At 63.6% G+C, this 11,078-nt stretch carries 7 protein-coding genes; 3 read left to right on the plus strand and 4 right to left on the minus strand.

From position 1 onward, the window contains the following. Positions 1-128: 128 nt before the first annotated feature. Both ABCN07_RS07850 and recQ read right to left on the minus strand, forming a co-directional pair. Positions 129-1,457 (minus strand): homoserine dehydrogenase, encoded by a 1,329-nt coding sequence (locus ABCN07_RS07850; protein WP_343006147.1) that lies wholly within the window; start codon positions 1,455-1,457, stop codon positions 129-131. A 105-nt stretch (positions 1,458-1,562) separates the two neighbouring features. Next, complete coding sequence (recQ, locus tag ABCN07_RS07855) at positions 1,563-3,524, minus strand: DNA helicase RecQ (RefSeq protein ID WP_343006148.1); 1,962 nt, start codon at positions 3,522-3,524, stop codon at positions 1,563-1,565. A 117-nt stretch (positions 3,525-3,641) separates the two neighbouring features. On the opposite strand from recQ, the gene ABCN07_RS07860 reads away from it, so the two are divergent. Together ABCN07_RS07860 and ABCN07_RS07865 are read left to right on the plus strand one after the other, a co-directional pair. Then, positions 3,642-4,436, plus strand: a complete 795-nt coding sequence (locus ABCN07_RS07860) for a Cof-type HAD-IIB family hydrolase (protein WP_343006149.1) — start codon at positions 3,642-3,644, stop codon at positions 4,434-4,436. Between the two features lie 32 nt (positions 4,437-4,468). After that, complete coding sequence (locus ABCN07_RS07865) at positions 4,469-5,101, plus strand: nitroreductase family protein (protein WP_343006150.1); 633 nt, start codon at positions 4,469-4,471, stop codon at positions 5,099-5,101. A 653-nt stretch (positions 5,102-5,754) separates the two neighbouring features. Here the strand turns inward: ABCN07_RS07865 and ABCN07_RS07870 are convergent. Continuing rightward, positions 5,755-8,775 (minus strand): insulinase family protein, encoded by a 3,021-nt coding sequence (locus tag ABCN07_RS07870; protein WP_343006151.1) that lies wholly within the window; start codon positions 8,773-8,775, stop codon positions 5,755-5,757. A 56-nt stretch (positions 8,776-8,831) separates the two neighbouring features. Here ABCN07_RS07870 and ABCN07_RS07875 point away from each other — a divergent pair, with 56 nt between their 5' ends. Beyond that, the gene (locus ABCN07_RS07875) at positions 8,832-9,737 is read left to right on the plus strand and encodes an EamA family transporter (RefSeq protein ID WP_343006152.1); all 906 of its coding nucleotides are present in this window, start codon (positions 8,832-8,834) and stop codon (positions 9,735-9,737) included. A gap of 34 nt (positions 9,738-9,771) precedes the next feature. Here the strand turns inward: ABCN07_RS07875 and ABCN07_RS07880 are convergent, their stop codons facing one another. Further along, a complete protein-coding gene (locus ABCN07_RS07880; RefSeq protein ID WP_343006153.1) occupies positions 9,772-10,803 on the minus strand; it encodes a hypothetical protein in 1,032 nt (343 codons plus the stop codon). Positions 10,804-11,078: the final 275 nt, after the last annotated feature.

Consider the following 11,078-nt stretch of genomic DNA (forward strand, 5'->3'; position numbering starts at 1 on the left):
GGTATCGGGTTCCCACATTCATCCGCACATGTGCGGATGAATGTGGGAGGTGTTCGGATAAAGTTGATAATCAAGGACTGAATCTAGTGCCCTGGCCCTTGCGACTGGGCTGAGCGGCCTGGTTTGTCTTAGTTCGCCATAACCCCGTCAGACCAGGCGCTGGTGTCCTCGATGCGCAGGACGTTGGCGACCTTGCGCACGCACTCTGCCTCGGCGAGCTCCGTGGCCGCAGCCTGCATGTTCTTCTCGAGCGCCTTGTGCGTCAGGAAGATGACGGAGCAGGTGTCGCTGTCAGAAGAGGCGTCCTCGAGCTGGTTGATGAGGGAGATCGAGATGTCGTGCTTCGCGAAGACGTTGACCGTCTCGGCGAGGGCGCCCACGCGGTCTGCCACGGTGAGGCGCACGTAGTACTTCGTCTCGAGATCGTCCATGGAGCGCAGCGGAAGCGTGTGGGAGAAGGGCTCTGCCTCGGGCAGTGGCGTGGCACCCTTGGAGATGGGGTCTGCAAGCGTCAGGATGTCGCCGACGACGGCGCTCGCCGTGGGGAAGGAGCCGGCGCCGGCGCCGTAGAACATCGTTTCACCTACGGCGTCGCCCACCACGTAGACGGCGTTCATGGCGCCGGAAACCTTGGCGAGCTGGTGGTCGAGCGGGATCATCGTGGGGTGAACGCGCACGTCGACGCCCTTGGGGGTGTTGCGGGCGATGCCCAGCAGCTTGATGGTGTAACCCAGCTCGTGCGCCACAGCGATGTCCTCGGCAGCGATGGTGCGGATGCCCTGCTGGTAGACGTCATCGGTGGTGACACGCGTGCCGAAACCGATGGAGGCGAGGATGGCGGTCTTGCTCGCGGCGTCGAAGCCATCGACGTCTGCGGACGGATCGGCCTCGGCGTACCCCTTGGCCTGGGCGTCTGCGAGGACGTCCGCGTAATCGGCGCCCTCGGACTCCATGCGGCTGAGGATGTAGTTCGTGGTGCCATTGAGGATGCCGGCGATGGTGAGGATCTTGTTGCCCACGAGGTCTCGCTCGAGAGTGCTCACGATGGGGATGCCGCCGCCGCAGCTCGCTTCGCACTTGAGCTGGACGCCGTTCTCGCGCGCCTTGGCGGCGAGAGCCTCGACGTGGCGGCCGAGCAGGGCCTTGTTGGCGGTGACGACGTGATTGCCGGCGGCGAAGGCGGCCTCGTAGATCTCGGTTGCCGGGTGCTCGCCGCCGATGAGCTCGACCACGACGTCGACGTCCGGATCGTTCACGACGTCGCGCCAGTAGGTCGAGAAGGTCTCGTCGGGGACGCCGCAGGCGCGGGCGGACTCGACCCTGCGGGAACAGGTGCGGGTGATGGCGAGGTCGATGCCATAGTTGGCGACGTAGTCGTCGTGGTGGGAGTTGATGAGGCGGACGACGCCGCCACCCACGGTGCCGAGTCCGATGATGCCGACGTTCACGGTGCGCATGGGTTACTCCTTCGTGCCGCAAGCGGCGTCGCGTGCGTGTTGGATGATGCAGATTGTAGCGGAGGTAGCGCTCTCGCAGGTTGCCAGCGTGTGTCCTTGCCGCCCCTATGCCTCCTGGGCGATTGCGTCGAGAAAGGCCTGTCCGTAACGCTCCGCCTTCTTTTCGCCCACGCCGGAGACCTCAAGGAGCTCGTCTGCCGTGGCAGGACGCTTGCGGCACATGTCCTCGAGCGTGGCGTTGTTGAAGATGAGGTAGGGCGGCACCTGTTGCTCGCGCGCGATGGAGAGGCGAAGCTCGCGAAGGCGCTCGAAGAGCTCTGCCTGCTCGGGCGTGAGCTCGGGCGTCTCCTCGCCGGCGTTGCGCGCCTTGCGCGTGCGGCGTTCGTCGCGCTTGGGTGTGCGGGGTTTGCCCTTGGCGACGCGCATGATGAAGGGCTTGTCCCCCTTCATGAACACCACGCCGCGGCCGGCCAGCTCGATGGTGGGAAAGTCGCCGGACGAGCGTGTGAGGTACTCGCGAAAGACGAGCTCATCGATGATGGCGCGGATGCGCGGCACGGGCACCTCCGACATGATGCCGTAGGTGGAGAGCGAATCCCAACCGCGCTCGAGCACCTTCGCGGCGCGGGAACCGCGCAGGATGTCGACGAGTGAGCCCGCGCCCACGCTCGTGGCGGGACTATTGGCTGCGATCGCGTGTTGGCGGACGCGCGCGACGCAGCTCAGGATCTTGAGGGCGTTCGTGCGCTCGTCGACCTCCTCGAAGTCTGCCAGGCAGTTGCCGCAATTGCCGCAGTAGGCGGGTGCCTCCTCGCCAAAGTAGCGGAGGATGAAGGAGCGCAGGCAGTCCGTCGTGGTGGCGTAGAAGACCATCTGGCGGAGGCGTGCCTCGTCTGCCTCGTGTATCGTCTGGAGCTGCTCCGGCGTAAGGTCGTCGCGCTGGGTGCGCGAGAGGAGGAACTCCGCGGTGTGGACGTCCCCGGGGCTGTAGAGCAGCAGGCACTCCGCGCGCGTGCCGTCGCGGCCGGCGCGGCCCGCCTCCTGGTAGTAGTTCTCGATGGAGAGTGGCAGGTTGTAATGGACGACGTAGCTCACGTTGCTCTTGTCGATGCCCATGCCGAAGGCGTTCGTCGCCACCATGACGGTCTTGCGATCGAAGAGGAAATCCTCCTGGTTGCGCTCTCGTTCCTCGGGCGAAAGGCCAGCGTGGTAGCGCGTGGCGGCAAGGCCCGCCTCGCAGAGCGCGTCGCACACCTCCTCGACGGCGCGGCGGCTCATGCAGTAGACGATGCCGGAGCGATCCTCGCGGGCGCGTGCGAACTCGAGCAGTACGGCGTTCTTATCCGCGCGGCTCGACGGGCGCTCGACGGAGAAGGAGAGGCTTGGGCGGTCGAAGCTCGCCACGACGCGAAGTGGATCGCGAAGGGCAAGCGAAGTCTCGATGTCCTCGCGGACTTGCCGCGTTGCCGTGGCGGTGAGCGCCATCACGGGCGGGCGCGTGGGCAGGGCGTCAATGAAGCTGCGGATACGCTGGTAGCTGGGGCGGAAGTCATTACCCCATTGCGAGATGCAGTGCGCCTCGTCGATGGCGAGCAGCGCCACGCCGTGCCCGCTTGCCATATCGAGAAACGCAGGGTCATCGAGGCGCTCTGGCGCGACGTAGAGCAGCGTGAGCTCTCCGCGAGACGCCTGGGAGAGGACCTCGCGGCGCTCCTCTGCGCTGAGCGCGCTATTGAGGCACGCGGCGGCCACGCCGGCCTGGCGGAGCGCGGTCACCTGGTCTGACATGAGGGAAATGAGTGGTGATACCACGAGGGCGAGGCCGCCGAGCGCGAGGGCGGGGACCTGATAGCAGATGGATTTGCCTGCCGAGGTGGGCATTACCGCCAAGACGTCGCGACCGGCGAGCGCAGCGTCGACAATCTCTGCCTGGTGCGGGCGGAAGGCCTCATAGCCAAAGGTTGAGCGCAGAATGGCGAGCGCGGCGCCCTCGCCATGGCGGGACCTGGCGAAGCCCGATGTGCCGCCCCTGCCTATGCTGCCGTGGCTCGTGTCGATTTCTCCCATGTGCCCTCCCTCGTGAGTCTTGGTTACGACATTGTACGAGTCATTGCGGACATGTTTTAGCTATCCGGTCGCGCTGCTATGCTAGACATTGAAACCAAGGCACAGAAAGGAACTCGTGTGATCAAGGCTGCATTCTTCGATATCGACGGCACGCTTCTCTCGGACAAGACCAACCATCTCATCCCTGCAAGCACCAAGGACGCACTTGTCCAGCTCAGGCAGCGCGGCGTCAAGTGCTGCATCTGCTCCGGCCGCCCGACGGCCCAGCTCCCCTGGTGCATCAAGGACGGCTTCCCGGGCTTTGATGACGCCTTCGATGCCTATATCACCATGACCGGTTCGATGTGCTATGACAAGAGCGGCGTCTACGCGGACGTGCCCATCGACCATGAGACCGCCTGTCGCTTCGTGAAGTGCGTCGAGGACGGCATGTTCGATGCCCTCCTGCTCAACCGCAATGGCGTCTTCTGCAACCGTCGCTCGGAGAAGGTTCGCGAGCTTGAGCGCATGGTTGCCTATGAATATCCCGTGCTGAATTTCTCCGAGGCGCTCAATGAGCCTGTCTATCAGTTTTGCGCGTTTGCTGACCCGGACGAGGAGCATGAGGTCTCCGATGTCATGAGCGACTGCATCATCACCCGCTGGTGTGACCTGTTCTGCGACGTCGTTCCGTCCACGAGCAGCAAGCCCAAGGGCATCGAGGCCACCCTCAAGCACCTGGGCCTTTCTCGCGAGGAGACGATCGCCTTTGGTGACGGCGGCAATGATGTCACGATGCTCGCATATTGCGAGATTGGCGTGGCGATGGGCAATGCGACCGATGACGCCAAGGCCTCTGCGGACTACGTGACGACGGACGTGGACAAGGACGGCATCGCTCTGGCGCTGCGTCACTATGGCCTGATTGACTAAGTGCTAAACCCGCGTGCGGCGAAAGGGGAACCATGGGCGAGATTGATGAGTTGGCGCGTCTTGCCGAGGAAGAATTTGACCTTGGTGATTTTGCTCGAACGGTGCGCGCGTGCCGTAGCTATCGACGCTTCGATGAGGGCGATCCCATTCCCGGGACCCTTCTCGCAGAGCTTGCGAACCTCGCGCGTCTCACGGCGAGCGGTGCCAACCGCATGCCGCTGCGTTTTCGCCTTGTGAGCTCGGCAAACGAGCGTGATATGGTGTTTTCCCAGCTCAAGTGGGCTGGCGCTCTCAAGGATTGGGATGGTCCCGAGGAGGGTGAGCGTCCTACCGGCTATATCGTGATCTGTGATGCGGGCCATGGTGCGACGACTTCGGTCGATGAGGGAATTGCCGCTCAGACCATAATGCTCGCCGCCGTTGAGGCCGGTTTTGGCGGTTGCATGCTGCATGCCTTCAACAAGGCCAGTGTGTCTCAAGCTCTTGGCCTTGAGGGCGAGGGCGTCGAGCCCCTCATGGTGCTCGCGTTGGGGCGTCCCGCCGAGAAGGTTGTGCTTGAGCCTCTTTCCGCCAGTCCGGACGGATCCACTAACTATTGGCGTGATGCCGAGAGCGTTCACCATGTGCCCAAGCGCTCGCTCGAGGATGTCCTGATCGGGCGCTAGGTGGGGTTGGTTGTCGAGCAGGTGCTAACCGGCGGGCCGGGCCGATGGGCGATGGCTGCTTGCTGAGCGTGAGCCCGCTTTGGAAGACGGTCATTCTTTGGCTTCGGCTGGGGGGGGGGGGGGGGGGGGCCCCCCCCCCCCCCTCCTGTTGCGGGACCGCCACAGTTGGCCGTCACTGGACCATCAAACGACGGTTTGCTTCGAAAATGCATATAGTGTTCCGTCTTCTGTATTTTATTATGGCCGCAGGCGCGGAGGGGTCGTATTTGGCGATCTTGATGGCAACCTCGAAAGGCTAATTTCCTCCGGGGTGGTCAAAAACCATTGCGCGGCGGACGGAATTTCTAGGTTTTCGGTATCGCAAGATGACGGTCCAAATGAGCTAAAAGACGAAACCGCAGGTAAGTGTGTTGGGGCTATGTGACGGCGATCGTCGTGGCCGCATGAAGAGCCTTATGCATACGATTTTGCTCTCCGGATTGTCTTGAAACGGGCAATAAGCGTCCGCCGCGATGGTGTTTTTGACCACCTTGGCGGAATTACGTTTTCGTTGTTGTCGTTCGCGCGAGACATAGCCGACGTGCAGGCGCGATCCGCGCGAGAGATAACTGGTGTGCGGGGCGCCCACGCGTTTGACGGCGGACACGCGCTCGCTATGCGCTGAAGAGCTCGCGAACGTCGAGGTCGAGTGCGCTGGCAGCGATCTGCTCCCTGCCACCGAAGACGCAGATGCCACGGCTTTCGGGAAGCTCGGCCAGGGGACGCGCGAGGTCTCGCAGCTCGTCCGCCGTGGTGGCGAGCACCTCGGAGCGACGGCGCTCGCGCCAGTCCTCGCCTCGACCGGAGAGGCGCTGGGCGTCAAGCCTGCGTCCGAGCTGGCGCGGCTTCACAGGCGCGTCGAGGCCGGCGACACTCGCGACGATGAAGCCCTCGAGTTCCTCGTCCGTGGGCTTCCAGTTGGCAAGCCACTCGGCCGCCGCCTCGAAGCGGCGAACCGTGGGGTCGACGGCGGGGTCACGGAAGGAATACATCTCAAGCAGCGCGTCGGTCGTGCAGCGGAAGCCGCAGCCATAGGCTCCGCCCAGCACGCGCACCTCGTTCCAGAGGTACTCGTAGGAGAGCGCCTGCGACGCGACGCGCCAAGCGCCACTCGATTTGGTGCCATGCTTGAGGCCGGCCATGCCCTCGGCTACGAAGCAGATGTTGGCGGGTACGACGAAGGCCTCGGCGCGAGTCTGGGGCGCGGGAGCGACGAGTGCCTTGTCGGATTCGTCGACGCTTGAGAGACCAAGCCCATCGGCTGCCTCCCAGAAGCGCTTCGCGTCCTCGCCGGGGCCCGTGATGCTCATCTCGCAGTTGCCCGCCGAGAAGATGCGGCGGCAGAGGTCGCCAAGCTTCGACTCGAGCTCCTCGGCGCGCTCGTCGAAGTGGTCGACCAAATCGCGCAGGAACAGGTAGAAGTCAACGCCGCCAAGCTTTTCCGCGACGACGGAGCTTGCCATGAACTGCGAGTTCACGCGCGAGAGCGCCGCGGCGTGACCCGAGTTCACGAAGGACTGCTCCATCCCCAGACGACGCTGCGTGAGGATGTCGGCGATGCGCTTGCGATCGGTGAACTTGGTGGTAGACCAAACCTCGGCGGGCAGCTTCGCGAGCCATTCGACGTTCGAGGAGAGCGCGCTCGCGCCCACGACGAGCTTCGGACGGGCGCTCATCTCGTCACCTTCGGTGTTGTAGGTCTCGGTGAAGAAGGAGAGGAAGCCAAGCTTGGACTCGCAAATCGTGTCGAGCTCGTAGGCGCTGCGCGTCTCCGTGTCGAGCCTGCCGAGAAGCCCCGCGAGCACGCTTACGTAGGGGAGCTCCTCGAAGCTCACCTTGTCGAGGCCAAAGTAGAAGTAGGCGTAGTCGATGCCGCGCGTGTCGATGCCGTGGCGGAAGCACGGGACGGGAGCCTCAACGACAACGGTCTCGGGCTCGGCGGGGCCGTCTCCGATGTCAGAGAGCTCGAGACGCGGCAGCGTGGCCAGGGCCTCGGGGGTGTCCGGCGCGGCCTGCTCCGCGTGGAGCTCCTCCGCCTCGCGGGCGATGCCAGCAAGCTCGGCGTCAGAGAGCTTCGCGCGCTTGGCGGCGAGACGCTGGGCTTCGTCGGAGCGCTCCTCCTCGGTGGGAACGACCTCGACCAGGCACTTGTGGCCGCACCCGCAAATTGCCTCGGAGAGCAGCCGCTCGAAGTAGCCCTGTGCGAGGCCCTCATGCATGTGGGCGAGGGCGTCCTCGTAGCGGAGGTAGAGGGTCGCATCCGCGTCATCGTAAAGCCAGCCGCTCATCGCCTGGATGGCGAGACCGATGCCATCGGGGTAGCCCCAGTCACCCTCGCGCAGGTTGAACTCCGCCTGGGCGAGCGAGGCCTCGAGGTTGTCCTGTCCAAGCCCCTCGCGGGCGAGCGTGGCGCAGGTGTCCTCGACAAGCTTCTGGAACTGCTCGGCAACGCCAGGCTTGGCGCCCTTGAGCTCGAAGATGAGGATGGGCTGGAGGAGGCCGTCGTACAGGAATCCACTCACGTCCTGGCCGATGCCGCTCTCGAGGATGGCACGCTTGAGCGGCGCTTCGTTCGAACCGACGAGCGCGTCGACCAGGATGTCGGCGGCGAGGACGCGCTCGCGCTGGGAGGAGTGGGCGAACACGTAGGCGACGCCCACGCAGGCGTTGTCGGGCGTCGTCTGCATGGGAATTTGGACGAGGCCGCTCACGTGCGCAGGGCACGCGGGCAGGGGGTTGGGGTCACCTGCGTGGCGGTCCTCGGCACCCATGAAGCGCTCGTCGAGGAACGCGAGCTTCTCGTCGATGTCAAGGTCTCCGTAGAGGATCGAGTAGGAATTCGAGAGCTGGTAGTGGCGCGCGTGGGTGTCGAGGAACTCCTCGTAGGTGAGGGAGGGGATTGCCGCGGGGTCGCCGCCAGAGACCCAACCGTAGGGCGTCTCGCCGAAGAGCTGGCGGTTGATGCCCATGATGAGGATCTCGTCCGGGTCCGAAAGGGCGCCCTTCATCTCGTTGTAGACGACGCCGTTGCAGATAAGCGGACGGGTAGCGAGGTCCGCGGCATTGGCATCCACGCCCTCCGCGTCGCTGCCGGTGCCTGCATCCTCGGCGGTCTTGCCGCTGCCTGCGACCCGCGCCTCGTCCGAGGCCTCGCCCAGCTCGTAATGCCAGCCCTCTTGCTCGAAGATGCGTGGGCGGCTATAGATGTTGGGATGGAGAACCGCGTCGAGATAGACCTCCATGAGGTTCTCGAGGTCGCGGTCATTCGTCGAGGCGACGGGGTACATCGTCTTGTCGGAGAAAGTGAGCGCGTTCAGGAAGGTCTGCATCGAGCTTTTGAGCAGGTGGACGAACGGCTCCTTCACGGGGAACTTGCTGGATCCGCACAGTACCGAGTGCTCGAGGATGTGGAAGACACCCGTGTCGTTCGCGGGCGGTGTCTTGAAGGCAATTGAGAAGGCCTTGTTGCCATCCGGACAGGCGAGCCACATGACGCGCGCTCCGGTCGCGTTGTGACGCATCACGTATGCGGTGCCTGAAATCTCGGGCAAATCCTCGGCGGTCTCGATGGTGAAGCCATGATAGATGCCACCGACAGAAAGCTTTAAATTAAGGGTGGAAAATGCGGAAGACATGATGGTACCTTTCACAGGTTGCTGTTGGCACTGACTGTATCACGCAAGGGAAGCGAATGACGAAGGCAAACAACGTGAGGCGTGGCGTTCTCCTCACGCTTTTGGGTGGCACATGCTGGGGCTTTTCCGGCACGTGTGCAAAGTTCCTGATGGATGGCTATGGGGTGACGCCGCTGTGGCTTCTCTGCGTGCGCCAGCTCACGGCGTCGCTCCTGTTCTTCGTCTATGTGTTCGCCGCTCCGCGCGAGAGGGAGCGCTTCGCCGAGCTTGGCGCGGCGGTCAGGACGAGCCCCAGGTCCTCCGGCATCGGTCTGTTCTTTGTGACAGCCTTCTGCATGATGATTAACTCTCTCAGCTACATCATGACGATCAAGATCACGAACTCAGCGACGGCTACGGTTCTCCAGGCGCTTTCGCTTGTCCTGCTCATGATCTTCTCCTGTGCGGTTGCCAAGCGTCTGCCGCGCCGTCGCGAATCCTTGGGTCTCGCGCTTGCCCTTGGCGGCACGTTCCTGCTTGCCACGGGAGGGGATCCCAGCAAGCTCGCCATGCCGCTCAATGGCTTGCTCTGGGGCTTTGCGACCGCCGCGACCTATGCCATTTACTCTGCCGTTCCGGCGAAGATCCTCGAGAAATGGGGCAGCCCCGTCGTCAATGCCATCTCGATGCTCATCTCGGGCGGCGGCCTTGCCATCCTGATTCACCCGTGGGAGAACGTGCCGGTATTCGATTTCGCGGGCATTGTGGCGCTCGTTGCCATTTCCGTCGTAGGCAGTTTCCTGGCATACGCGTTCTACATGCAGGGCGTGAAGGATCTGGGCCCGCTCCGTGCGAACATGCTCGGCACGTCTGAGCCCATCTCCGCGACGATTTTCTCCGTCCTGTGGCTCGGCACGACCTTCTCGCCGACGGACCTCATTGGCTTCGCGATGATCATCACGATGGTGTATCTCACCGCGTAGGGGCTTGGTTGCGATGGGATCGTGCCGGCCGATGCTACAGGAAGCGATACTGAACGGCGCGAACGCCCCACTCATAGGGCGATGAGCAGCCGAAGGCCTTCCAGCAACCGCCCGCAAGGTCGAGAACGCGGCCGTGCTGGGCGAAACCACCCACATCGTTCACGGTTGCGGTGATGGTCCTGCCGCCGTAACGGATCTGAACGGTACGGCCAAGCAGATAGCGCTGGCTCAGCGGAACGGCGACGGTCATGGAGTCGTCCGTGAGGATGTCGCCCGAGGCGGTGGCGTTGCCGCCGGTGTTGTCTGCGACGGAGTAGGCGGATGCATAGCCGATCATCCACTCGCCGTCCGTCTCGACCTCGGAGCCGTCGGTCGCGCCCGGATCGGACTTGCCGGTGTCGGCGCCTGCGTTGGAATTGCCGTTCGAGGTGTTGCTGGAGCCAGTCTCGGGTGTCTGATTCTGTTGGGTGTTCGCGTTCTCGCGAGCGGCTGCCTCGGCGGCTGCCTGCGCGGAAATCTGGGCGTTGAGCTGATCGAGCGCGGCCTGGGCCTGGTTCATGGCTTCCTGCGCCTGGCGCTGCTGGTTGTCAGCCTCTTCCTTGGCGGCGGCAAGCGTCTGCTGGGCGCTCGTGAGCTCGTTCTCCATGTTGACGAGCTCGTTGAGATCATCGGAGTTGGAACGCTGGATAGCGCTGATGTACTGGTAGGTCGTGAGGAAATCCGAGAAATCCTTGGCAGAAAGGAGCAGACTCACGAGACCCGGGGTGTCCTGCTGCATCTTGTAGATGGAGCTCATCGACACCGCGGCGCGGTCGCGCTGCTCGGGGAGGAGGGCAGTGACCTCGTCGATCTTGGCCTGTGACTCGTCGATCTTGGTCTGGAGCTCGTTGACCTTGGCCGTCGCCTCGTCATAGGCCATGGCCGCCTCGTCGACCTTGGCCTGGAGCTCATCGACTGAAGTGGCGTGGGCGATGTGAGCGGGGAGTGCCAGAACGCAGCACGTGGATAGGACGACGCTGGTCACTACGGCCAGAACCGCCTTTGCCTTCACGCTGCGTTTCTTCATGCTACTCCCGAGGTCAGTCTTAGGACCGCACGCGCTCCGGCCCTTTTTTTACCATTGGACAAGGCGGCGAGTGACGCCGAATGGCCCGTGTCCGCGAGACGAGGTTGTACTCGAATCGAAGGACATACGGACAGTAGTCTACCTTTTGTCGGCCCACTTCACACATTCCCCAGCTAAATAGGGCCAAGCGCCGCCGATGCCTTGATTATCAACTTTATCCGAACACCTCCCACATTCATCCGCACATGTGCGGATGAATGTGGGAACCCGATACC

This window comes from Collinsella sp. 1033st1_E11_1033SCRN_220408, from assembly GCF_039062465.1.
Lineage (GTDB): Bacteria > Actinomycetota > Coriobacteriia > Coriobacteriales > Atopobiaceae > Parolsenella.

Excerpts from the sequence above, each read along its gene's own strand:
- ABCN07_RS07850 (WP_343006147.1), bottom strand. The coding sequence starts at position 1,457 with ATGCGCACCGTGAACGTCGGCATCATCGGACTCGGCACCGTGGGTGGC.
- recQ (WP_343006148.1), bottom strand. The coding sequence starts at position 3,524 with ATGGGAGAAATCGACACGAGCCACGGCAGCATAGGCAGGGGCGGCACA.
- ABCN07_RS07865 (WP_343006150.1), top strand. The coding sequence starts at position 4,469 with ATGGGCGAGATTGATGAGTTGGCGCGTCTTGCCGAGGAAGAATTTGAC.
- ABCN07_RS07870 (WP_343006151.1), bottom strand. The coding sequence starts at position 8,775 with ATGTCTTCCGCATTTTCCACCCTTAATTTAAAGCTTTCTGTCGGTGGC.
- ABCN07_RS07875 (WP_343006152.1), top strand. The coding sequence starts at position 8,832 with ATGACGAAGGCAAACAACGTGAGGCGTGGCGTTCTCCTCACGCTTTTG.
- ABCN07_RS07880 (WP_343006153.1), bottom strand. The coding sequence starts at position 10,803 with ATGAAGAAACGCAGCGTGAAGGCAAAGGCGGTTCTGGCCGTAGTGACC.